Consider the following 22508-nt stretch of genomic DNA (forward strand, 5'->3'; position numbering starts at 1 on the left):
AGCAAGCGGTTGTATGTTACCGCATTCCCCGGACGAGCGTCTGGCATTTCATTTCAGTCTCGAGCCACTCTTTTTGGGGGTCCGAGTCTTCGGTGAGGCCCGCCCCAGCGTAGAGCGTAGCGGTTTGACCGGCTAGTTTCAGGCAGCGGATATGCACGAACAAGCTGCTGGCAGCGTCGATGTTGACGGGGCCGAGGAAGCCCGCGTAGAACCCTCGATTATGGCGTTCGTGGGCTTGAATGAAGGCTAGCGCTTCGGGGCGGGGCATGCCACACACGGCCGAGGTAGGGTGCAACAAGCGCAGCATCACTGTGCCCAGTTGTGGAAAATTAACGGCCCTGGTGTCCACCGAATATTGGCTGCACAAGTGCATCAGGTTGCCCGCCTGTGCCGTTTTGGGGCCTTCTTCGTGGTATTCGCGCAGGCGTATTTTCTTGAAACAGCCAATGATATAGCGGCTCACGAGGGCCTGTTCTTCAATCTCTTTCTGCGACCAAAGTGCGTCGGCGGTGCGTTTCAGGGTGCCGTCGGGGTAATAGGCTGACTGGGTGCCCGCCAGGGCCACGGTTTTGAACAAGCCGTTGGCGTCTACGCTCACGAGGCGTTCAGGCGTGGCCGAGAGCCAGATTTGCGCAGGCTGTCCACCTGTGCCCTCCGGCAAAAATACCGCCGACACAAACGCCGCCGGGTAAGCCGCACAAAGCCGGTCGAACAGGACGGTAACGTCGGGTTGTTGGCCGAAGTCGAGGGTTTTGGTGCGCGAGATGACCACTTTCCAGAAATTGCCTGCCTTCATTTCCGTCACGGCTTCGGCCACGGTCGCCTCGAAATTGGCCTGCGCCTCGGGATCGGGCACCTCCGCAAATGAGGTGGCTGCTGAGGCCGGGCTGTCCTGTTGCATTACCCGCCAAACGGCTTGCTCAAAGGCCTCGCCGACTGCGGTATGGGTCAGGTGGCGCGTCTGCACCGAACCCGGCGCAGTGCCTGGGGCATCGGCAACATAATGCTGGTCGGCTTGCAGGTAATAGGCGCTGGCTTCGTTGTGGGTGGCGCTGGCTGAGTTGAACAGGCCAATGGCAAAGCCAGGAGGCCGTTCGTCGAGGTCGGTGGGTTGCTCGGTGAGGGTATCGCCGAGGTGAACGATCAGCTGCTTTTCGGTTTGCAGAGGAAGCCGCCACATCGCCGCCGGGTGGGCTGTTTCGTAGGCCGTTTGCCAGATGTGGCTAAGCGAAGGAGACGATAAACGGACTGTGGCGAGCGAGTCAGATAAAGCGGTCATGGCGGAAAGCACCTTGTTCAGCTGGATAACAAGCTGTGGGGGGTAAAGAGTTTTTTGCTCTCCACAAACCTGCCTACGCCTTTACCAGTCGCCACCGCCGAATGCCGAGCTTGGCCAGTACAAACACGAGCAGGCCAAACAGAATGATGCCCCAGCTTTTGAGCAAAAAGAGAACAAACCCCGCCAGCACGTCGGCACCGGTGGCGAGAGCATCGGCGGCCTGGGCGAAAAAGCCGGGTTGGTATTCGCGTACGTCGGTGGTGTTGGGGAGCATAGCCCGGAGCGTAGACTGCCGCTGGTAGAGGTTCAAGGTGACGGTGCTGTACTGAATCTGGTCGGCCAGCGAGAGGTCGTTGATCTGCGCTTCGTCGCTTTCGCGTTGGCCATTCAGGCGTGACTCTTCGGCGGCGGTGGTTTCACCCAGCTTGCGGCCCCGCCCGTCGATGGCGCGGCGCAGGCGGGCATCGTGGGCGGCAATGCGGCGGCGGGCCTGATCGGCGGCGAGACGTTGCAGGGCTACGTCGTCGGACTTTATCTCGCGGATGTCCAGGTAGTTACCCAGCGCCGTGATGGCCTGGAGCGTGGTGTCGAGGCGGGTGTTGGGTACGCGCAGGGTCATGGTGTTGCTCACGGTATAGCGCGTGGTTTCAAGCAACGAATCGGCGCTGATGGCCACCGTCTCTTTATCGTCGATCTGACTGTCGAGTTTCGTAAACGTCACAAAGCCGCCCTGTTGCGTAGTGATGGTCTCAATCCGGCTGGTGGCTTTGGCCACATTGTCGACCCGGAATTTCACGTCGGCGGTGCGGACAAACTGGCGGGCGGGCAGGGCGGTTTTTTCTTCGGGCGAAAACAGGCCGGGGGCAGACTGGGGCTTTGTTACTGCTTCGTCCGATACCTGGTCGGCCATTACCGCATTAGCCGTGGTGGCTGGCCGTGCTGGCTCGGCCTGAATTTGTTCGGTCTGAACCTGGTCGGTTGCCGGCTGTTGTGCTTCATGTTTGGCGCTACAGCCGCCAAGCCAAAGCGCAGACAGACAGAGTATTACGCGAATCGTTTGCATGATGAACGGGGTTTTTAGGAGATAGATGAAGTAGGGGATGAGAATGCATAAAAAGGGCAATAAACCTATAAGGTTTTGGAAACCTTATAGGTTTGGTAGTTCCTTACCGCCCGCTCACGCCTGCTTTTTCGTCGGCGACGACTTCGCCTTTGAAGGCCAGCGACACGGGGCCACCGTCGGCGTTTGATTCGACGAATACGGTCTTGTTGAACGCACCGAGGGCGGCGGCGTTGAACGTGGCTTTGATCTCGCCGGTGGCGCCGGGCAGGATGGCTTCTTTGGGCCATTCAACACCCGTACAGCCGCACGAGCCTTTGGCGTAGGTCACCACCAGCGGCGTTTCGCCTTTGTTGGTAAACGTGTAACTGATGCTCACCGGCTTACCCTGCCGGATGCGGCCCAGGTCCTGAGCGGTGTTGGTCCAGCCAAAGGCGGCGGCCAGGGTGTGGGCGAAAACAGTACCGGCCAGCAACAGCAGGGCCGAGAGTGAAAGCAGTGTCCGTTTCATTGGAAACAGGGGTTTTTGGTTGATTACGAACCCGACGGGCCTTCCGCCAAGGGTCGATACAAACGTACCCGGTGCCCCCGCGCCCCCTTGTTAATGACTCGTTATCAGTTGTTAATGAAATGTTAAAGAGGGGAGCGAAAGAGTGAAAGGCGAAAGAGTGAAAGAGTGAAGACCGTACTTTCGCCATTCGCTCTTTCGCCATTCGCTCTTTCGCCATTCACTCTTTCGCTCTTTCACTCATGTCCCGCGCCCTTATTCGCACCCTCGTTATCCTCTCCGTTGTTGCCATTGTGGGCATCCTCACGGTGCAGGCGGTGTGGCTGCGGCGGGCCTATGCGCTGGGCGAACGGCAGTTTCGGCAAACGGCGTTTGTGGCTCTACAGGAGGTAGCTGACGCGGTGGCGCGGCTGAACAAAATCACCCAGACGCGCTCGGCCGTGACTCAGCTCTCGCCCGACTATTTTGTGGTCCGTACCGACGCGCCCATCGACCCTATTTTGCTGGAACACTACCTCCAGGATGCGTTCCGGCGGCACCGGCTGCTCACCGATTTCGAGTACGGCATCTACAATTGCGACAATGAGCAGATGGTTTACGGGGCCTATGTGAGCACGCAGGTAACGCAGCCGGGCAAAGCCACGGGCAAGCGGGTAAGCAAAGCGCGGACGCACCCCAAGTTTCCGGGCTACACCTATTACTTCGAAATACGCTTTCCGGGGCAGGGTAGCCTGGTGGCGGGGCAACTCGATGGTTGGCTGGCGTCGTCGGCGGCGGTGGGGCTGGTGGTGCTGCTGTTTGGCTACACGCTCTGGGTGGTGCTACGCCAACGGCGACTCACCGAGATCCAACGCGATTTTATCAATAACATCACCCACGAGCTGCAAACGCCCGTTTCTACCCTCCGCATTGCCGCCGACGTGCTGCAACAACCCGACATCGGCACCCAGCCCGACCGGCTTAGCCAGTACGCCCGTATTGTGGGCGAAGAAAGCAAACGCCTGCAAAAACAGGTGCAAAGCGTGTTGCAGGTGGCTCGTAACCCCCGCACCAGCCTCGCTGCCAACCGTACCGTGGTTGACCTCAACGCCCTCATGACCGACCTTGCCGATACCTACGCCCCGCATATACGGCTCGATTTGCAAGCCAAACAGGCCTTGATCCTGGCCGATGCCTACGCGCTGGAAACCCTGCTGAACAACCTCATCGACAACGCCCGGAAGTATTGCCAAAACACGCCCTGCATCACGCTCAGCACCCGTACCGAGGGTCAGAAACTAGTCTGGTCGGTGGCCGACAACGGCATTGGTATAGCCCGTGAGCACCACCGGGCTATCTTCCGGCAGTTTTACCGCATTCCTACCGGCGACGTCCACGACGTGAAAGGTTTCGGCCTGGGGCTGTATTACGTCGGTCAGGTAGTCCGCGCCCACGGCTGGACGATCAACCTGACCAGTGTAGTTGGTGCGGGCAGTACATTCACTCTTTCACTATATGCCCACAATCCTCTACGTTGAAGATGACATTAACCTGAGCTTCGTCACGCGCGACAACCTGAGCGCGGCGGGGTTTGCCGTGGTGCATTGCACGTCGGGTGCCGAAGCATGGGCGTTGTTTCAGGCTGATAGTCAAGAGTTTGATCTATGTTTGCTCGATGTGATGCTGCCCGAAACGGATGGCTTTACCCTGGCCCGGCAAATCCGCGCTGCCAACGCCGACGTGCCCATTCTCTTTCTCAGCGCCCGCGCCGACCATACCGACCGGCTTACGGGCCTACGCCTTGGCGGCGACGATTATCTCACCAAGCCTTACCGCATGGATGAACTGCTGCTGAAAATAGAGGTGTTTCTGAAACGCAGCAAAACCAACCGGCCCGATGCCAAACCGGCCCTTTCGGCACCGACGCGACTCATGGTGGGTCAATACCAGTTCGACCCGGCCAACCTCAGTCTGCGGTCGGCAAGCCAACAGCACGCCCTCACGCAGCGCGAAGCCGACGTGCTGGCCTACCTGCTGACCCGCGCCAACACGGTGGTTCGCCGCGACGAACTGCTCCGCAGCCTCTGGGGCGACGACGATTATTTCATGGGCCGCAGCCTCGACGTGTTTATCTCGCGCCTCCGCAAACGCCTGGCCGACGACCCCACCGTTCGTATCGAAAGTGTGCATGGCGTGGGGTTCCGGTTGCAGCTTGGGAGTTGAAAAAGTGGCCTATATATCAAGAAAAACCCATACGGGATGCCTTGGGCTGTTCGTTAGGTTATCTATTCACGCCGTTTATCTTTGTGGAGTATCCCTAAAAAAACCAATCCATTTTCCGCTTGCCCCATGAAAAAAAGCACCTTTCTGGCCGTTTGGCTGATGCTGTCTGGCACCGCCTTCGCCCAGTCACCCATTACATTCAATGCCAAAGGTTTAGTGGCTATTTCAGACGCTGACCTCTCGGCCTCGGCCATGATCGATGGCAACCGGTATACCACCCCCGGCACCCGCGACCAGCTCACCTACGTCATGTTTCCGTTGAACCGCAACGGCCAAAGCATCGGCACTGCCAACCTCTCGAACTCGATGGCCCTCACTGACAAGGTGTTGGCAATCAACAACAACGGTCGGCTGGGCTTCGTGATTGAAGGGCGCGGTCAACTCTCGGATAGCCTCGGCACGATCAAGGGCATGGCCGATTTTCCCGTTACCAATACCATGTTCATCTTGGACATGAGCAACCCGCAGAAGCCTGCGGTGAAATATAAATTCCCGACTGGCACCGGCGGGCTGTCGGCGGTGACCATTGCCCCCAACGGCACCAGCCTGATTCTGGCGTCGAGCGAAGCAGGTAAAGAACTGAAACTGATCGACATCGACGCTACGGGCAAACCCACGCGGGTACTTACGGCCGCTTCACCCGTGGCGGGCGTGGGCATTACCGACGTCACCTTCCACCCCGGCGGGCAGTTTGCGGCCTACACCACGGCAGCAGGCGAAGTTGGTCTGATGAAATACGTAATCGACGAAAAATCGAAGAAACCCTACGTCGTTGCGCACGGCAAAGCCGTAAAAGTGGGCGCCATGCCTGGTTCGGGCAAGTTCACCGCCGACGGGAAGTACTACGTCATTGCCGACGGCAAAAAGGCCCCCGGTGCGGGTGGTGCGGGTGCCGGTGAGGTATTCGTGCTCCAGTTCAGCACCGAAGACACCCCCGCTGATGCCAAGATTGTATCGCAAATAGCCACTGGCGAAAGCCCCGAAGCCGTGGCCATCAGCCCCGATGGATCGGCGGTGGCGGTGGTGAGCGCCGGTCAGTCGTACCAGCCGTTTACCAATGCCGCAGCAGGCAAGAGTGAAGTGGCCCTGTTTGGCCTGAAAGACGGCAAGCTCACCGCTGGCGGAAAAGCCACGATTGAGGGCATTGCCCCCCAGGCCGTTGAGTTCGACCGCACTGGCGACAACCTGGCCGTGGGTGTGGCCGAATATCTCGACTACGGCATCCGCACGGGTGGTATCGAGTTCTACAAAGTGACCAAAGGCGACCAGCCCAGCCTGACCAAGCAACCGGGCCGTATCAGCGTAACGCGCGGTGTGCACGCCATGCGAGTAGTAAACTAACCGGTTTCGGTAAACCCTCTTTCCACGAAAAAGGGGCAACGCCAATGGTGTTGCCCCTTTTTCGTACGGATCAATATAGCTGGGTTATGAAGCTGGTTGTAAACAGATATAAGTCAATCGCTTTGCTCAGATAACCGAACATTCAGGCGGGGGAATGGTTCGGTTAGTAGTTCAAACACGTACTCAACGAATCCCGATTATGGCACAGTCTTATCCGCAGACAATCCTGCAAAACACCCTCCACGCGCTGGCGAAAAGCGACGCCCAACCCAGTAGCGGTGCTGATTTGATTAAAGAATGGCAGTCGGCCCTCAAGAACGCTGATGGTGCCGAAGAGGTGAATAAACAACTCACCGACCTCTACGACGAACTGCTGAACCCTAGCCCCGATGCACACCGGGTGAAGAACTTCCTAAACCACCTGGCCGGTCAAACCCAGACTATTGCTCGCGGTGTGGAAGGTGAAACGGGCGAAAATCTGACCAAGCTGGCCGATTCGCTGCGGTCGTTCGCCATCGACATCAACCGCGTGGGTGACGATAGTCAATTGGCCGAAAACCAAACCGCTGAAGGCACCATCTACGACCTTTACAACCCCGCCGACCGTGCCCAGTTGATGTTCAACAACACGCTGGAAACCCTGGCCGGGGGCACCTCCGCCGCTTCGCCCGAACAGGGTGCCGTGATGGTAGAAGACTGGATCACGGTGGTTCGCTCCGACGTGAGCACACAGTGGTTGGAAGCATCACTCCTCCAACTCCGCGACGCGCTCAACGAGGGCGACATGCGCACCACCGAACGCCTTATGCGCGAACTGGCCGGCACTGTACAAGACTACGCCAACAATACCCCCGACGGCCCCTTCAGCACCGACCTCACCAACCTCGCTACTGCCCTCACCAGCTTTGCCGGGCCATTGAGCTAAGGCCAGGTGCCTGTTGATGAAACCGATTGATTGCTCTTATGCTGCCGATTACCCAACGAGTAGTCGGCAGCGTTTTTTGTAACACGTTTCAACGCCATGCTGCCATGCTCAACAAGGCTATTCGTGCGTATCTGCTAGCAGAAAGAGATCGATATATCACGTTGGCGCTGATTGATGCAGGCGCAGCCCCATTTATAAGCGATCTAAAATCAATAGATTATGGGTCATTGAGTCAGGCGTACCTGCACGAGATGCTTGAAAACAGCGATGAGTGGTGGCCTATGACAGAGGTCCCGTTTGATGCGCTTCTATTTGAATACGACTATCTTGGTCGGCTAGACCCTACTGCTGAATCATATGGCCTTCGTGCCGAAAACCCCGCTGACTTAAAAAGACAGACTGAACCCTATTTCCTTGGTTATGCCTACGATTTTGCGCAGCCTATTGAAGCTACGCCAGGTATTACGCTACGCTTACTTAATCCGCTTAGTACGGTAGAGTCAACTAACGCTGTTGAACTAATGTCCGAATTAAAGACAGCCTATTTATACGCAGCTTTTGTTGCGTTGCACGACGCTATCACCGAATTTGTCAGCACCGATAGTTTCAACAAACTGTTGCGCCTGTCGCCGTTTCATTTTCTTATTCAAGAGCACGACAGCCTGACTCAACCCCTCTACATCGTAGAATAAGCAACGCTATTCACCCGATACAGGAAGGGCGGGCCGACGGTAGTCCCTAAGGCCTGTCCTTTTTAGTGCGTAATCATTCGTATATTCGAATGACCTTAATAGCCCTGAAGCGAGCATCTATACTCTACAATTAATTGAATGCATGACCTACAATGTTAATGTGATTTACGAGAAGGACGAAAATGGCTATTATGTCTATTGTCCACAATTGAAAGGCTGCCAGTCGCAGGGCGATACCTTTGAAGAGGCTCGTGACAATATCCAGGAGGCGATTGAATTGTATTTGGAAACTATGCCACCCGATAATGTTGTTGAGTTGCTTGGGCATGAAATTATCACCTCAACTATTGAAGTAGCCCTTGCCTAAGCTACCCGTCATGGAGGCCAAAGAAGCCGAGCGGCTTCTCCTTCAACATGGTTTCGTACTGATCCGTACTAAAGGAAGCCATCGCATCTACCTGAAAGATAAGACGAGAGTTGTCATTCCATTTCACAGTGGTAAAAGTCTGCATCCCAAAATTGTAAAAGAGGTGCTCGACGCCGTGGGACAACTATAAGCCGACAGATTTATCAGGGCAACATCATAAAAAATGACTCCGCGAGATCAGTCTCGCGGAGTCATTTTTTATTCCTACCCCTTCCATCTGACAAACGCTTCCATCGCTTCGTATTCGGCCAGGCCGAGGCGGTTATAGCGGCTGGCGGTGGTGCGGTTGCGCTCTTCGGCGCGCTGCCAGAACTCGCGGGCATCCGTGCCCTGGTAGACTACGCCGTCTTTCTGCGACTGGTGCTTGAAAATACCCAGCCGCTTCTTCATCACCTGATCAGGCGACATCGGTACGGCCATTTCGATTTCGTGGATGTCCCACTCGGCCCAGGCACCACGGTAAAGCCACACCCAGCAGTCGTTCATGAAGTTGGCGGGCGTGGGGTCGGCGCGGCGCAGGCGTTTTACGGCCTCCAGAATAGCGTCCAGACACACCTTGTGCGTACCGTGTGGGTCGGCGAGGTCACCGGCGGCGTAGATCTGATGCGGCTTTATTTTTTCAATCAACTCCATCGTAATCTGAATGTCGGCTTCCCCCAGCGGCTTCTTTTCCACCTTGCCTGTTTCGTAAAACGGCAGGTTCATAAAGTGCGCGTTTTCTACGGGAATACCCACAAACCGGCACGTCGATTTGGCCTCACCCCGACGGATCACGCCCTTCACGTAGCGCAGTTCGTCGATGTCCCTATCCGAGTCTTTCTTGGTCCGCAAAAACGCTGCCGCATCTTGGAAAATATGCGTGGCTCCGGGGCTGTCGATGCCGAATTGTTTGTTGAAATCGACCACAAAATCGGCAAAGCGCAAGGCTTCGTCATCGGCCACGGCAATGTTGCCGGAGGTCTGGTAGCCCACGTGTACGTCGTGCCCCTGATCGACCAGCCGCTGGAAGGTGCCGCCCATCGAGATGATGTCATCGTCGGGGTGGGGGCTGAAGATAAGGACGCGCTTCCGTTCGGGCAGGGCGCGTTCGGGGCGGTTGGTGTCGTCGGCGTTGGGTTTGCCGCCGGGCCAGCCCGTAATGGTGTGCTGCAACTGGTTAAAGACGTCGATGTTGATGTCGTAGGCCTGACCATACTGCGCCAGTAAGTCGCTGACACCGTTGTCGTTATAGTCGCGGTCGGTCAGTTTCAGAATTGGCTTTTGCAGCGTCATCGAGAGGTACGTGACCGCCTTTTTCTTCATGGCATTGTCCCACGTTACCGAGTCTACGAGCCAGGGCGTCCGCATCCGGGTTAGGTCCGACGCCGCCGCTTCGTCGATTACAAACAGGGCGTTGGGGTGCGTTTGCAGGTACGAGGCGGGGTTTGTCTCCGTCACGGTGCCTTCCACGGCACTGGCAATTACGGGGGCTTTGCGCTCACCCCAGGCCAGCAGTACCACCCGCTTGGCCGCCAAAATGCTGGCCACGCCCATCGTAATCGCCTTACGCGGCGTGCGGGGCAGTCCACCAAAATCGACCGATGCAGCCGCCCGCGTCGAGTGGTCGAGCATCATCAGGCGGGTGTGGCTGTTGATGAGTGAACCCGGTTCGTTAAAGCCAATATGGCCGTTGCCGCCAATACCCAATAACTGAAAGTCAAGCCCGCCCGCGTCGGCAATTTGCTGATCATATTGCTTGGCAAAAGCCGCCACCTGATCGGGCGACAGCGTCCCGTCGGGCACGTGGTAATTACCTGCCGGGATGTCTACATGGTCGAAGAGTTGCTCCCGCATGAACCGCCAATAGCTTTGGAGCGAGTCCGGCTCCATCGGGAAATATTCGTCGAGGTTGAACGACACCACGTTCCGAAAACTCAGTCCCTCCTCGCGGTGCATTCGGATCAGTTCAGCGTATACCGTCTTGGGCGACGACCCCGTGGCGAGGCCCAAAATACAGGGTTTTCCTTCGCCCTGCCGCTGCCGAATGAGGTCGGCAATCTCGTGGGCCACTGCCCGTGAGGCCGCTTTGGCGTCGGCGTAGATGTTAGTGGGAATTTTCTCGTAGGTGATGGCCGACTGGAGGGGGCCACTGAAGGGCGCGTCGGTGTGAGCAGGCTCAGCAATCATACTGTGTTGGCGGTTGATTGAGCCGCAAAGGTAAATTGAAGGGAGGAAGGAGGAAAGGAAGAAGGGAGGAAAGGAGGGGTTTACAGGGCGGTTATCGCGCGTTTGCGCCAACGTTAGCGCAGGGAAGGGGGTTAATGTACAATGCACAATGTATAATGTACAATGGCTCCGCCAGATTATCATATAAGGCGGAGCCATTGTACATTATACATTGTGCATTGTACATTATCCTTTGCGTGCCATCTTGTCAGCAATAAATGCCGTTTCGAGGCTGGATAGGCCGTTTTCTTCGGAAATGATGCGGTGTACGTCGGGTTGTTTGATGGCCGCTACCTGATCGCGGAACATGAGGCGGAGCAATTCGCTGTAGCGGTGTTGCTTCTCTACGTCGAAGCCGAATTTGATCTCGATCTGTTGGTAAACCGAGAACGTTTTGTGCCGCCCGCCAATGGGTTTGGTCGGGTCGATGTTGGCCGTTACGTTGAGTTGGGCGTCGGGGAATATGTCCATCAGGGCGCGGGTGGTGGCTTCGTCGGCCACGCAGCGGAGCACCATACGGGTGGGCACCCATTCATACAGCGTGATGTCGCCGCGCTCAAAAACGAGCCGCATCTCCTGCCGGTCCATGCGCCCGGTTTGGGTGAAGCCGTGGTAGAAATTTACAAGCTTGTAGCCCGTTTCTTCACTGCCATAGCGCACCGTAGCCTGCACCTGATCTTCAATGTCATTGCTGTTGGGACGTTTTATTACCTGCGCCGCTACCACCTCGCCGTGGCCCAGCCAACCCGCAAAAAGGTCAAAAAAGTGAACGCCGTGTTCAATGAAAATACCGCCCGATAGCTCCCGGTTCCAGAACCAGTGTTCAGGTTTCAGGCCTTCGTCGCCGGCGTAGTTCTCGAAGTAGCCGTGCAAAAAATCGCCCAGCAGATTCTTATCGATCAGCGTTTTAATTCGGGCGAACAGCGGGTTGTAGCGTTGCATGAGGTTCGTCACCATCAGCAGCCCTTTCTCCTGCGCTTTGGCCAGCATTTCGCGACCCTGCGTGGGATTCATAGCCAGCGGTTTTTCGCAGATGACGTGCTTTCCGGCCTCCAGGGCCAGCATAGCCTGTTCGTAGTGCAAAAACGGCGGCGTGGCAATGTAGACCAGATCTACGTCGGGGTGGGCCACGAGTTGCTCAATCGAGTCGAGTTGATCGGCCCCAAAACGCTCGGCGGTGCGGATGGCCTCTTCGCGCCGTGACCCGGCAATGGCCACTAGTTTGGTGTGGGGATGTTGCAAAAATTGTTGCACGGCAAACAGCCCGAAGCCGCCCATGCCAATTACCCCAATACCCAGTTGGTTGTCTTCCATAACAGTCTACAGCAAGTAAGCCTATTGGTAAAATGGGCTGCTGTACCTGTTAGGATAACCCGAAACGGGGGGCGATGTTAGAATTGGCAAAAACGGGTTTTTACACCGTCACCAACGCGCCTGTTTTTAGCCGTGGAATATGGCCGTGGCGGTCGTTTTGGAGGAGCAGTTCAAACAGCTTCACGGTGGCGGCGGCATCGCCGTAGGCCCGGTGGCGGGCCGAAACCGGAATGTCGAGCGACCGACAGAGCTTGCCAAGGCTGTAGGAGGGAAGGCCCGGAATAATTTTGCGACTCGACCGCACGGTGCAGAGTGTACGCCGGTGGAAATCACGGTTGAGCCAGCGCATTTCTTTTTGCAGAAACCCAAAATCAAACATCACGTTGTGCGCCACAAAAATGGCCCCGTCAGTGATCTCGTGTACCCGGTCGGCCACCTGATCAAAGGTGGGCGCGTTGGCCACCATGGCGTCGGTGATGCGGGTGAGCTGGCTGATGAACGGCGGGATGGGGTGGCCCGGATTGAGCAGCGTCTGAAACTCGTCGATGATCTGGTAGCCATCGTGGCGAATCAGGGCAATTTCGGTAAGGCGGGCGGGGCCTTTTACGCCCCCGGTCGTTTCAACATCGACGATACAATACACGCAGTCAATAGCAGTTGGAAGGCAACCGGATTGGCTGCGATTATGAATAGATAAAGATACAACGTTTGGTGGAGGCTGCCAATTCCCGATGCACCCGTACTTTTACTATATGACACGCTACGGACTCATTGGCCACCCCCTTACCCACTCTTTTTCACAAAAATATTTCACCGAAAAATTCAACCGCGACGGTATCACTGATGCCCGCTACGATCTGTTCGACATGCCCGACGTGGCGCAGGCATTGCCAGCACTACTAGCCATGCCTGGTTTGCGGGGGCTGAACGTAACTATTCCGCACAAAACAGCTGTGTTGCCTTTCTTAAATCAACTCGATGATTCAGCTAAAAAAGTCGGGGCCGTTAATGTGATTCGGTTAGAAAAAGACGGTACCAAAACAGGCTTTAATTCCGACTATTATGGATTCCGGCAATCGCTGGAAGAGGCGTGGAGCGAAGGGGTAGAAGCGGGGGGCGAAGGGCGGGCGTTGGTGCTGGGTACGGGCGGTGCATCTAAAGCGGTTGTGGCAGCGCTAACGGATATGGGTGTTGCCCACAGGCTGGTTTCCAGAACGCCCTCTGCCAATGGGCTGGTTTATGCTGACTTGCCTGCGGTAATAGTTGATTATCAGTTGGTTGTTAATTGTTCGCCAGTAGGTACATACCCCAACGTGACGGCTGCGCCCGATCTGCCGTACGAGTTACTGACACCCCGCCACTTCCTCTACGACCTGGTCTATAACCCCGCCGAAACCGAGTTTATGCGTCGGGGGCGGGCGCAGGGGGCCACCGTCATGAACGGCTACCAGATGCTGGTTCTACAAGCCGAAAAAGCCTGGGCAATTTGGGGAGAAGGGTAGATAGGCTTTGGATATTGGATTTTGGATACTGGATTAACACACCATCAGCTTTACATAACTGTCCAATATCCAGCATCCAACGTCTAAATACCTTTTATGCTTCTTTTCAAAAACGCCACGGTCTTCACCGGCGGCACCTTACAGCCTAACACCGACGTATGGGTGGAGGATGGGCGCATTTCGGCTATTGGTCATGATCTTGATCCAGCCAACCACAACGTAATTGATTGCCAGGGCGATTACCTCGTGCCGGGCCTGATAGACCTGCAACTCTATGGTGGGGTGCAGGAGTTTCTAAACGAAAACCCCACGCCTGAGGCTGTGCGGCACATCTGGCTCAGCCACGCCCGGCGCGGGAGCACCACGGTGTTGCCCACCATGCATTCTACCTCGCTGGAGGAGATGCAACGCGCTATGGCGGCGGTGAAAATCGTGCGCGACGAGCAACCCTTACACGTGCCGGGCATCCACCTGGAAGGCCCTTATTTCAACCCCATCAAACGTGGGGCACACCGGGCGGCCTTTGTACGCCCCCCCGCCGAAGGGGAGCTGGAGGCCCTGTTCAGCCACGATGCCGACGTGATTTCTATACTGACGCTGGCCCCCGAAATCTTGTCTACAGCGCAACGGGAGACTCTTTACCGGTTGAAACATCCCAACACCCGCCTGAGCCTGGGTCATAGTAATGCCACCTATGCCGAGGCTATGCAGGCCTTTGATGAAGCCAATGCCGACGGCGCAGGCTTCGGATTGGCCACGCACCTCTATAATGCTATGCGGGGGTTTGAAAGCCGCGAACCGGGCATTGTGGGAGCTATTTTCGACCAGGGAGCTGTGGTCACGAGCCTCGTGGCCGATGGGTATCACTGCGCCCCTGCCGCTATCCGGCTGGCCCACCGGGTGCTGGGTCCCAACCGCCTGTTTCTAATTTCCGATGCGCTCTTTGTACCGCCCGTTGGTAGCGGCGCCGGGCCTCGGGCCACCTTTGCCCTGGGCGACTTTGTGGTGAAGTACCTACCCGGCACGGGACAGCCTGATGAGCCGTTGCACGGACGCTACGGCAATAACGAAGGCAAGTTGGCAGGCACCGCCGTTTCGCTTTCCGACTGCCTTCGTTTTTGTGTAAAAACCGTAGGTTTACCACTGGTAGACGTGTTGCGAATGACGACCGAAATACCCGCCAAACAAATTGGCCTGACCCATCAAATTGGTAAAATAGATGTGGGGTATACCGCTAATTTGGTTCGCCTCAATAATCTATTAAACGTGCAGACAGTCTGGGTAAATGGGGAACAGTTGATCTGATTTACTACTTATTTCAATTATTTTTATTAATAATTGATACGAGCTATTTCTAAATTAATAGCTTTGTTCCAAGAAAATGATGAGCAGGTGATTTTAGCGCCGCGCTCGCCTAGTAAAAACAGACAAATCGTTTAACCATTGCAGCTCATGAAAGAGAAAAGCATTCGTTTTTTTTCGTCTCAGGACAATCAAAAGACCCGGAAAAAATCTGACAAGCCACGTAAATCGAAAAAACAACCCACGTTAACGGGTACAATTTCGGCCAAAGGGATCGTGGTGTTTCCTGTAAAGACAGCGGCGGCTCTTGATTTGGGTGCTGCACCAATGCGCTTTAAAGTAGGTACGCAGGAAGGCAAACGCAAGATTTCGGCGCTTTACCTAGTTAAGACCAGCCAAGAAGAAGATGGGTTTGACCTAGTAAAAGCAGGCCGTAGCTATGGTATTGAATTAGCTGGTGTATTGACAAATAATGGCGTAGATTTTAAAACCGCCAAGCAGTCATTTGTCGTGAAAGATTTCAGCCATGACGGTATGACTGGCTACGAGTTACAGTTGAAGGATAGCGAACCAAAAGTAAAAGCAGCTGTTTCGGCTACAGGTAAAAAGCGGGGTCGGCCAAGAAAAAATGCCGTGGTTGCCTAATATAAAGGTCAACAGTTGGTTGTAAGTGGTTTATTAATTGGCCACGTTTTTATTGATACCCTACGCGAAAGCGGCTTATCACAGACGGCAATGTTTGTGATAAGCCGCTTTTGTTTTAACCGTCTTACAGGCATTGGGGTATCAGGCTGTGTGATAGGTACATTATGTAGAAAGATTAATTTGTTTTAGACTGTACCTTATACCAATAAAGCTGGTCAGGACCAACATGTTCCTGCGTAAAACTATAGTCTCTGAGACTGTCAATCTGTGGTGCCGAAACCCCGTGGCCTAGGTTGTTTGGGCTAATAAATCGCCTGATCTCGTCCCATAAGCCTAGCCTGATGAACTCGGTATGCACCTGAGTACCACCTTCAACAAATACAGACTGCACCGACCGCTGATGCAGCTCGTGCAACATTGCTCGTACATTCAGCATTGGCAAGCCTGTCAGCGTTGTTTCGGGCAGGGGGGCATACATCACGTTGAGCACATTGGGCGGCGAAGGCAGGGTATCGGCGTGGAAAACGAGCGTGGGTTGCAAACCGTCGAAGAGATGTAGGCTGTGGGGTAGGGTCAGTGTGCGGTCCAGCACAATACGCAGCGGTTGGCGTACGGGTTTTTCGGCATCGTGATACAGGCGCACGTTGAGGCGGGGGTTGTCGTGGCGGGCGGTGCCGCTGCCTACCAGAATAGCCTGTTCTTCGGCCCGCCAGCGGTGCACCAGCGCGTTGGCCTCCGGTCCGGTAATAGCTACGGGCACACGCCCCGGCCCACCCATAAAACCGTCGGCAGTTTCGGCCCATTTCAGCATAATGTAGGGCCTCTTCTGCTCCATAAATGTAAAGAAACGGGCGTTCAACAGGCGTCCTTCCTGCGCCAGCACGCCCCTTTCTACGGGAATGCCCGCCTCACGCAGCAGCTCGAACCCGCGCCCGGACACCAGCGGGTTTGGGTCGTCGTTACAGCATACTACGCGGCCTATGTGCTTGGTAATCAGCAGTTCGGCGCAGGGTGGTGTTTTGCCCCAGTGCGAACAAGGCTCCAGTGTCACGTAGGCTGTGGCCTGGGGTAGCAGGGCTTCGTCGGTGGGGATCACGGAACGGATAGCGTTGACTTCGGCGTGGGGGCCACCATACTGCTCGTGCCAGCCTTCACCCAGCACGCGGCCCGTGGCCGTTGGCCCCAAGTCATGTACCAGCACGCAGCCTACCATAGGGTTGGGGCTTACGTGCCCACGCCCCCGCTGGGCTAATTCCAGCGCCCGGCGCATGTGTAGTTCTGTTGGCAGCATAGACGAATTAGTGGTGAGTGCTGAGTAGTAAGCGGTGAGTAGATAAGGCAAAGGTATAGCCAACAGAAGACCCTAAACAGTCAACTGAAGACTATAAACAAAAAGTAGCCTTCCCTTAATTTGTTCTATTTTTGGCGAAACTCCGTTTTGTCGTATGGCTTCTACTGCCCGACCCCTTTACCAACAACTCAGCCGCAACATCACCGCCTACCCGCCCGAAGAGGCGCGGGAAATGGCCTTTATGCTGCTCGACCATTATTTCGGCCTGCGCAAGGCCGACGTGCTGGCCGACAAACCCCTGCCTGCCAACCGCACCGAACCCGACTGGTTTCGGGTTATTGAACGGCTAAACCGGCAGGAACCCATTCAGCACGTAATCGGTACTACCATCTTCTGCGGCCTGGAATTTGAAGTGTCGCCCGACGTGCTTATTCCCCGCCCCGAAACAGAAGACCTCATCCGCCTGATCATGCACGATTTCGGCGACGAAATGGAGCGACCCCTCAGCGTACTTGACATTGGCACGGGCAGCGGTTGTTTGGCCGTGACCCTGGCGCGGTTCCTGCCGCAGTCGGACGTGACGGGCTGGGACGTGTCGGAAGAGGCCCTGACGCTGGCCCGCCGCAATGCTGACAAACTCAATGCCGACGTGAACTTTCGGATTCAGGACATATTGAACGTGCCCGCCGAAGGAGTCAGCCAGTTCGACTGCGTGGTGAGTAACCCCCCCTACGTAACCCGCTCGGAAGCCGCCCAGATGGACCGCAATGTGCTGGACTACGAACCCGACGTGGCCCTGTTTGTCGACGATGCCGACCCGCTGATTTTCTACAAAGCCGTGGCTGACTTTGCCGCTAAATACCTGTCTGACAAGGGGATGTGCTACGTAGAAATCAACGAACGGTTCGGCGACGACACCAAGGCCGTGTTCAGTCAGCGGGGTTTCTCGCAGGTGCAGGTATATAAAGACATCCACGGCAAAGACCGCACTGTGCGAGCGAGCCGGTACTAATTGTTTGTGTGTTTGTCTGTTTTGTTGCTGGCTACAAACAGACAAACACACAAACCGACAAACAGTCAACCTTTTGTGAATTACACGACTCAGATTAAACAGGTACGGGCCGAGATTGGCAACGTAGTGGTGGGGCAGGACCGGCTGCTAAACCGGCTATTGATTGGCCTGTTTACGGGTGGCCATATCCTGCTCGAAGGGGTACCCGGCCTGGCTAAAACGCTGACTATCAATACGCTGGCAAAGGTATTGCAGCTTGATTTCCAGCGTATTCAGTTTACGCCCGACCTACTCCCCGCCGACCTGATCGGAACCATGATATTTAATCAGCGCACGTCTGATTTTGAGGTGAAACAGGGCCCCGTGTTTGCCAACCTGATCCTGGCCGACGAGATCAACCGGTCGCCGGCCAAGGTGCAGTCGGCATTGCTGGAGGCCATGCAGGAAAAGCAGGTGACTATCGGCGAAGAGACCTTTGTGCTCGACCGGCCGTTTCTGGTGTTGGCCACCCAAAACCCGCTGGAACAGGAAGGGACCTACCCGCTGCCCGAAGCGCAGGTAGACCGGTTTATGATGAAGGTCTTTGTCGACTACCTCACCAAAGACGAGGAGCTGGAGGTGATGCGGCGCATGTCGAACCTGAACTTCGACTATGAAGTGCAGCCCATGCTCGACAAAGACGACATCGCCAACATTCGCAACGAGATCAATCAGGTAGCCATCTCCGACAGCCTCGAACGCTACATCATCGAACTGGTGTTTGCCACGCGCCGCCCCCTCGACTACGGCCTCCGCGACGAGGCGCGGTACATTCAGTATGGGGTGTCGCCCCGCGCCAGTATCCACCTGAACCTGGCTGCCAAAGCTATTGCTTACTTCGATCAGCGCGATTACGTCCTGCCCGACGACATCAAAGAAGTGGCCCCTGACGTATTCAACCACCGCGTACTGCTCAACTACGAAGCCGAAGCCGACGGCATCTCCTCCCTCCAGATCATCGATTCTATTTTGAAGAAAGTAGCGATTGGATAAAAAGGGAGTGGTAAGTGATGAGTGGTAAGTGATGAGTTTGCTGCCGCAAGCGTAGTTTCTCTGGCGGCAGCAAACTCATCACTTACCACTCATCACTTACCACTTCTGTTCCCACGTCCACTTTGCTGACTCTTCCGCGCCGAGGTTGCGTTTGAAGCGCATGAGGGTCGGTTTGGGTTGACGGTGTTCGTCTACGCAAATGCCGAGGTCGAGGAAGGTATAGTGGTGGTGCTGGCAGAAGATGTAGAGGCACTCGGTGAGCAAAATGGTGGGGCTGTAGGCGCGGTAAGCCGCGTTGTCGGCGGGGAGGAAATTATAGAGAATGTCGGCGCGCATCCGCACCGCCACCGTCAGGGCGGCCAGGGTATCGTCGTGGTCGAAAACCGCAAAGGTCAGGTAATCGTCGGGGGCGGTGGCGAGCCAGTGGCGCAGGGTATCGGCGGACATGGTGAGGGGGTAACCCTGAGCACTCCGACTGGTTTCCAGGAAAGCAATGACCCTATCGAGATCAGGATTTGGCCAGTAACGAGCCACCAAACCCGCCCGTTTCGCCTTACCAAGCCTGCGACGTGCCGAGTGGTGAAGACCGTCGGTAAAGGATTTTTTGGAAATTTTAAGGTGAAAATTTAATTGTTCGTCCGCCACCACAAACCCCCGGCTGCTCAGTTTTGCCAGTAGCCGGTCTGTCTGCTCAGGGGCATAGGCACGGGGGTAATGCACCAGACGCAGACCCGTCAACTTAGCAGTTTCTACTGCCTTTTCCAGGGCGTTTAAAAAGCCATCGAGCACATTGTCGGGTAATTCTCTTGTAAATTCTACAGAACCAAATGACTGTTGCTTTGGGCTGATTGCCAGTGAGTTAGCGTCAAAAAAAGCGCAACGTGCATCTACTCGACTGCTAGTTTCATTCACCGCATCTATCACCCAACAACCGTCTACTGATTGAGCCATCAATTGCGCCACTGTATTGACTAAAAAGCCCGGCTCGGCCAGCGGCGGAAGGGCCTCCGGCAACGGCGATGAGTAGGTGACGAATCGGTACATGTAGGTCAAAACTGGTAAGTCGATAGGTTATTGGAACAATGTGAAAATGTTCATTCGTGAGCAAGTTGGCACGGTTTTCGTTTGAGGGCAAATACAGCCCAGTAAATGTGATCCCCATGAATCAGGAACCCGTTGGTTCTGCCCGGTATACCCATACCCGGCAGCCAGGAAATTCATTGCCCGGCGTGTATAAGCTACTAAATCTATTGATTTTGTGGTTATTACTGTCAAGTATTACAGCTGTGGCCCAGGTAAGTGGCGTGGCCTTCCGCGACTACAACCGCGACGGGCAGCGCGCTACCGCAGGTGCCAAAGAGCCAGGCATTGGTGGCTTACTGGTATTGGCCTATGTAGACGGGGCCAGCCAGCCATTGTCTACGACTACTGCCGACGATGGCACCTTTGGTTTTGCCGCTAACGAGATTGCGGCGGGCAAACTGGTGCGGCTTGAATTTACCCCCGACAATACCCTGTTTTCATACGACGCTCCAGCCCTGACTGGCACGTCGGTGCAGTTTGTGCAGGCACCTACCAGCGCCGTTTTGTACGGCCTCAGCGACCCGGCCGATTATTGTCAGGCGGTACCTCAGCTAGCCATTCCGATTTACTATCAGGGGGCTGTGCAGACTACTAATAATGCGCTTGTTACGTTTGCCACTACGGCATCGGGGCAGCCCACCATCCCGGCAGACCAGCCTGATGCCGTGGGTACAGGGACAGATATGGGCGCTGTGTGGGCATCGGCCTGGCAGCGGCAATCGGGTAAGCTGGTGTCGCTGTCGCTCTTGAAACGCCATGCCGCCCTGGGGCCTCTTGGACTGGGAGGTATCTACCTTACCGACCCCACCGCTGCCACTTCAACCGCCTATTTCGACGCTGGTCAATATCTGACCCTGGCCGCTCCTGCTGACCTGACTGCGCTGTCGGCGCGTACGTTGCCGCAATCGTTCAGCAATATCAGCGTTGATGCCGCCGCGTTTGCGCTGGTGGGCAAAGTAGGGTTTGGCGGTGCCACGTTCACCCCGCGTGAAGACCGGTTGTGGGTCATTAACGCCTATGAAAAAACGCTCGTCAGCATTGCCGTTGGGTCGCCTGTGAAATCGGCGGGGCTAATCACGCCCGCCAACTTTACCAGCTACCCGATTCCTCAAACCAACACCAGCAAAGGCGAAAACCGCCCCTGGGCCGTTACGTACTATCAGGGAAAACTCTACGTGGGCATAGTCAATGATGCGTCGATCAGCCGGAGCCGGACCGATTTGCAGGCTTGTGTGTACGCCTTTGATCTGGCTACCAACACCTTCGACCCCACGCCCGTGATTACCGTGCCTTTGGCTTACCGCAAAGGCTGGGCCACGGTGGGTACGCCCTCGCTGGGTGAATACTGGGAACCCTGGAGCGATACCTGGACTGATTTTTCTACCAACACATTAATCAGCACTACCACGCCGGGGCTAAACCGTGTAGTACGGCCTCAACCCATACTGGCTTCTATTGCGTTTGATGCCGAAGGGGCCATGATTCTGGGCCTGATGGACCGCACGGGCCACCAAACGGGCCGTAATCAGCCTGCCCCCATCGAAACGCTGCCTACGCCACTGACGGTATACAGCGGCTATCCGGGTGGCGATCTGTTGCGGGCAGCTCTGGTCAATGATACGTATTTCCTGGAAATCGATGGCGCAGCAGGGGCCAACACCGGCACTGGCACGATGAACGGACAAGGCCCCGGCGACCCTAACTTCCCCGCCGATATTGGCGGTGAATTTTATGGCAACGACAATTACCTGACTCAGAATGAAGAAACGTTTACCGGGTCGCTGATGAGCAACGGTAGTTTAGGAAATTTGTATGCCACGCTCTACAACCCACTCACCACCTGGTCGGCAGGGTCGGCCGTGTTTGATCTGTATACCGGTCAGGTGAAGCGCCGTTATGAGATCTACAGCGACCCGTTTTCAACTACTGCCTCGCCGTTGTACACTCGCCCACGTACCACCTTCGGCGTGGCCAACGGCACAGGTCAGTTAACTCCGCTCTGCGATGCCGTGGCGTCTGAGATTGGTAACCGGGCCTGGATCGACATCAACGGCAACGGTGTGCAGGATCCCGCCGAGACACCATTGCCGGGCCTGAACGTAGCTATATATACGGCTAGCGGACAATGGATAGCCAGTACCACCACCGACCAAAATGGTCTTTACCGGTTCAGGACAGGCAATGGTCTCAGTTTGAGCCTTAACACGCCTTACTATATTGTGGCGGGTTACGGCCAATCTAATCTACAGTATAAGCTCGCTAACAAGACGCTAAACGTAGGCCTACGCAACTACAACCTGACGGGCTGGAATCTGGGTACAGGCATCAATGCTACACTCAACGATTCGGATGCTTTTACGCTATCGGGATCAAATACACCACTAGATGGCCTGCCGGTTATGCCGTTTGTGCTCACTGTACCCGGCCAGACTATCAATACCCTCGACATAGGTGTTCAGGACGCCGGGCCGTGCAATAACGTAGCCACTTGTATTCCAATCAGCGGACGGCGCGTGAGGTAAGATCAAGGCACAGACACCAAAGCAGCAAGGCCCGATGGTTTTCCATCGGGCCTTGCTGCTTTGGTGTCTGTGGTAAAAAGTGAGGAATTTTCCTGAGTAGGCGTAC

Annotated in this window: 21 protein-coding genes; 13 read left to right on the forward strand and 8 right to left on the reverse strand. The window is 55.7% G+C overall.

What is annotated here, in order from left to right; genetic code table 11:
- Positions 1 to 16: 16 nt before the first annotated feature.
- The 3 genes from J2I48_RS02590 to J2I48_RS02600 form a co-directional block, all read right to left on the reverse strand.
- A complete protein-coding gene (locus J2I48_RS02590) occupies positions 17 to 1279 on the reverse strand; it encodes a chorismate-binding protein (protein WP_207333831.1) in 1263 nt (420 codons plus the stop codon).
- A 73-nt stretch (positions 1280 to 1352) separates the two neighbouring features.
- Positions 1353 to 2342 carry a DUF4349 domain-containing protein gene (locus J2I48_RS02595; protein ID WP_207333832.1) on the reverse strand — a complete coding sequence of 330 codons (990 nt, stop codon included), beginning with the start codon at positions 2340 to 2342 and terminating at the stop codon, positions 1353 to 1355.
- A 103-nt stretch (positions 2343 to 2445) separates the two neighbouring features.
- Positions 2446 to 2850, reverse strand: a complete 405-nt coding sequence (locus J2I48_RS02600; protein WP_207333833.1) for a DUF1573 domain-containing protein — start codon at positions 2848 to 2850, stop codon at positions 2446 to 2448.
- Between the two features lie 239 nt (positions 2851 to 3089).
- Here J2I48_RS02600 and J2I48_RS02605 point away from each other — a divergent pair, with 239 nt between their 5' ends.
- The 7 genes from J2I48_RS02605 to J2I48_RS02635 all read left to right on the forward strand — a co-directional run bounded on the left by J2I48_RS02605 (position 3090) and on the right by J2I48_RS02635 (position 8624).
- A complete protein-coding gene (locus tag J2I48_RS02605) occupies positions 3090 to 4364 on the forward strand; it encodes a sensor histidine kinase (RefSeq protein ID WP_207333834.1) in 1275 nt (424 codons plus the stop codon).
- Positions 4342 to 5049, forward strand: coding sequence for a response regulator transcription factor (locus J2I48_RS02610; protein ID WP_207333835.1), 708 nt, complete (start codon positions 4342 to 4344; stop codon positions 5047 to 5049). The genes J2I48_RS02605 and J2I48_RS02610 overlap by 23 nt, the downstream gene beginning before the upstream one ends.
- Before the next feature lie 126 nt (positions 5050 to 5175).
- Complete coding sequence (locus tag J2I48_RS02615; RefSeq protein WP_207333836.1) at positions 5176 to 6450, forward strand: WD40 repeat domain-containing protein; 1275 nt, start codon at positions 5176 to 5178, stop codon at positions 6448 to 6450.
- A gap of 199 nt (positions 6451 to 6649) precedes the next feature.
- Complete coding sequence (locus J2I48_RS02620; RefSeq protein WP_207333837.1) at positions 6650 to 7375, forward strand: hypothetical protein; 726 nt, start codon at positions 6650 to 6652, stop codon at positions 7373 to 7375.
- Between the two features lie 38 nt (positions 7376 to 7413).
- Complete coding sequence (locus tag J2I48_RS02625) at positions 7414 to 8067, forward strand: hypothetical protein (RefSeq protein WP_207333838.1); 654 nt, start codon at positions 7414 to 7416, stop codon at positions 8065 to 8067.
- Positions 8068 to 8209: 142 nt separating this feature from the next.
- On the forward strand, positions 8210 to 8434 hold the full coding sequence (locus J2I48_RS02630) for a type II toxin-antitoxin system HicB family antitoxin (protein ID WP_207333839.1): 225 nt from the start codon (positions 8210 to 8212) through the stop codon (positions 8432 to 8434).
- A 10-nt stretch (positions 8435 to 8444) separates the two neighbouring features.
- Positions 8445 to 8624: a type II toxin-antitoxin system HicA family toxin gene (locus J2I48_RS02635; protein WP_207333840.1), complete on the forward strand. Its 180-nt coding sequence runs from the start codon at positions 8445 to 8447 to the stop codon at positions 8622 to 8624.
- Between the two features lie 74 nt (positions 8625 to 8698).
- On the opposite strand, the gene nagB is transcribed toward J2I48_RS02635, so the two are convergent.
- The 3 genes from nagB to J2I48_RS02650 form a co-directional block, all read right to left on the reverse strand.
- On the reverse strand, positions 8699 to 10660 hold the full coding sequence (nagB, locus tag J2I48_RS02640; RefSeq protein WP_207333841.1) for a glucosamine-6-phosphate deaminase: 1962 nt from the start codon (positions 10658 to 10660) through the stop codon (positions 8699 to 8701).
- A 225-nt stretch (positions 10661 to 10885) separates the two neighbouring features.
- Positions 10886 to 12013 carry a Gfo/Idh/MocA family protein gene (locus J2I48_RS02645; RefSeq protein ID WP_207333842.1) on the reverse strand — a complete coding sequence of 376 codons (1128 nt, stop codon included), beginning with the start codon at positions 12011 to 12013 and terminating at the stop codon, positions 10886 to 10888.
- A gap of 100 nt (positions 12014 to 12113) precedes the next feature.
- A complete protein-coding gene (locus J2I48_RS02650) occupies positions 12114 to 12656 on the reverse strand; it encodes a 3'-5' exonuclease (RefSeq protein WP_207333843.1) in 543 nt (180 codons plus the stop codon).
- A 109-nt stretch (positions 12657 to 12765) separates the two neighbouring features.
- On the opposite strand from J2I48_RS02650, the gene J2I48_RS02655 reads away from it, so the two are divergent.
- The 3 genes from J2I48_RS02655 (at position 12766) to J2I48_RS02665 (ending at position 15462) form a co-directional block, all read left to right on the forward strand.
- The gene (locus J2I48_RS02655; protein WP_207333844.1) at positions 12766 to 13515 is read left to right on the forward strand and encodes a shikimate dehydrogenase family protein; all 750 of its coding nucleotides are present in this window, start codon (positions 12766 to 12768) and stop codon (positions 13513 to 13515) included.
- 96 nt (positions 13516 to 13611) lie between these two features.
- Positions 13612 to 14820: an N-acetylglucosamine-6-phosphate deacetylase gene (nagA, locus tag J2I48_RS02660; protein ID WP_207333845.1), complete on the forward strand. Its 1209-nt coding sequence runs from the start codon at positions 13612 to 13614 to the stop codon at positions 14818 to 14820.
- Between the two features lie 147 nt (positions 14821 to 14967).
- Positions 14968 to 15462, forward strand: a complete 495-nt coding sequence (locus J2I48_RS02665; RefSeq protein ID WP_207333846.1) for a hypothetical protein — start codon at positions 14968 to 14970, stop codon at positions 15460 to 15462.
- A gap of 175 nt (positions 15463 to 15637) precedes the next feature.
- Here the strand turns inward: J2I48_RS02665 and ribD are convergent, their stop codons facing one another.
- Positions 15638 to 16753, reverse strand: coding sequence for a bifunctional diaminohydroxyphosphoribosylaminopyrimidine deaminase/5-amino-6-(5-phosphoribosylamino)uracil reductase RibD (ribD, locus tag J2I48_RS02670; RefSeq protein ID WP_207333847.1), 1116 nt, complete (start codon positions 16751 to 16753; stop codon positions 15638 to 15640).
- Between the two features lie 154 nt (positions 16754 to 16907).
- On the opposite strand from ribD, the gene prmC reads away from it, so the two are divergent.
- Both prmC and J2I48_RS02680 read left to right on the forward strand, forming a co-directional pair.
- Positions 16908 to 17765 (forward strand): peptide chain release factor N(5)-glutamine methyltransferase, encoded by an 858-nt coding sequence (gene prmC / locus J2I48_RS02675; RefSeq protein WP_207333848.1) that lies wholly within the window; start codon positions 16908 to 16910, stop codon positions 17763 to 17765.
- 75 nt (positions 17766 to 17840) lie between these two features.
- A complete protein-coding gene (locus J2I48_RS02680; RefSeq protein WP_207333849.1) occupies positions 17841 to 18797 on the forward strand; it encodes an AAA family ATPase in 957 nt (318 codons plus the stop codon).
- 96 nt (positions 18798 to 18893) lie between these two features.
- Here the strand turns inward: J2I48_RS02680 and J2I48_RS02685 are convergent, their stop codons facing one another.
- Positions 18894 to 19841 carry a GNAT family N-acetyltransferase gene (locus tag J2I48_RS02685; RefSeq protein ID WP_207333850.1) on the reverse strand — a complete coding sequence of 316 codons (948 nt, stop codon included), beginning with the start codon at positions 19839 to 19841 and terminating at the stop codon, positions 18894 to 18896.
- Between the two features lie 116 nt (positions 19842 to 19957).
- Here J2I48_RS02685 and J2I48_RS02690 point away from each other — a divergent pair, with 116 nt between their 5' ends.
- Positions 19958 to 22402 (forward strand): SdrD B-like domain-containing protein, encoded by a 2445-nt coding sequence (locus tag J2I48_RS02690; protein WP_207333851.1) that lies wholly within the window; start codon positions 19958 to 19960, stop codon positions 22400 to 22402.
- Positions 22403 to 22508: the final 106 nt, after the last annotated feature.

Source organism: Fibrella aquatilis (assembly GCF_017353255.1).
GTDB classification, from domain to species: domain Bacteria; phylum Bacteroidota; class Bacteroidia; order Cytophagales; family Spirosomataceae; genus Fibrella; species Fibrella aquatilis.

Coding starts and splice junctions, on each gene's coding strand:
- J2I48_RS02590 (WP_207333831.1), bottom strand. CDS start 1,279: ATGACCGCTTTATCTGACTCGCTCGCCACAGTCCGTTTATCGTCTCCT.
- J2I48_RS02595 (WP_207333832.1), bottom strand. CDS start 2,342: ATGCAAACGATTCGCGTAATACTCTGTCTGTCTGCGCTTTGGCTTGGC.
- J2I48_RS02600 (WP_207333833.1), bottom strand. CDS start 2,850: ATGAAACGGACACTGCTTTCACTCTCGGCCCTGCTGTTGCTGGCCGGT.
- J2I48_RS02605 (WP_207333834.1), top strand. CDS start 3,090: ATGTCCCGCGCCCTTATTCGCACCCTCGTTATCCTCTCCGTTGTTGCC.
- J2I48_RS02610 (WP_207333835.1), top strand. CDS start 4,342: ATGCCCACAATCCTCTACGTTGAAGATGACATTAACCTGAGCTTCGTC.
- J2I48_RS02615 (WP_207333836.1), top strand. CDS start 5,176: ATGAAAAAAAGCACCTTTCTGGCCGTTTGGCTGATGCTGTCTGGCACC.
- J2I48_RS02620 (WP_207333837.1), top strand. CDS start 6,650: ATGGCACAGTCTTATCCGCAGACAATCCTGCAAAACACCCTCCACGCG.
- J2I48_RS02625 (WP_207333838.1), top strand. CDS start 7,414: ATGCTGCCGATTACCCAACGAGTAGTCGGCAGCGTTTTTTGTAACACG.
- J2I48_RS02630 (WP_207333839.1), top strand. CDS start 8,210: ATGACCTACAATGTTAATGTGATTTACGAGAAGGACGAAAATGGCTAT.
- J2I48_RS02635 (WP_207333840.1), top strand. CDS start 8,445: ATGGAGGCCAAAGAAGCCGAGCGGCTTCTCCTTCAACATGGTTTCGTA.
- nagB (WP_207333841.1), bottom strand. CDS start 10,660: ATGATTGCTGAGCCTGCTCACACCGACGCGCCCTTCAGTGGCCCCCTC.
- J2I48_RS02645 (WP_207333842.1), bottom strand. CDS start 12,013: ATGGAAGACAACCAACTGGGTATTGGGGTAATTGGCATGGGCGGCTTC.
- J2I48_RS02655 (WP_207333844.1), top strand. CDS start 12,766: ATGACACGCTACGGACTCATTGGCCACCCCCTTACCCACTCTTTTTCA.
- nagA (WP_207333845.1), top strand. CDS start 13,612: ATGCTTCTTTTCAAAAACGCCACGGTCTTCACCGGCGGCACCTTACAG.
- J2I48_RS02665 (WP_207333846.1), top strand. CDS start 14,968: ATGAAAGAGAAAAGCATTCGTTTTTTTTCGTCTCAGGACAATCAAAAG.
- ribD (WP_207333847.1), bottom strand. CDS start 16,753: ATGCTGCCAACAGAACTACACATGCGCCGGGCGCTGGAATTAGCCCAG.
- prmC (WP_207333848.1), top strand. CDS start 16,908: ATGGCTTCTACTGCCCGACCCCTTTACCAACAACTCAGCCGCAACATC.
- J2I48_RS02685 (WP_207333850.1), bottom strand. CDS start 19,841: ATGTACCGATTCGTCACCTACTCATCGCCGTTGCCGGAGGCCCTTCCG.
- J2I48_RS02690 (WP_207333851.1), top strand. CDS start 19,958: ATGAATCAGGAACCCGTTGGTTCTGCCCGGTATACCCATACCCGGCAG.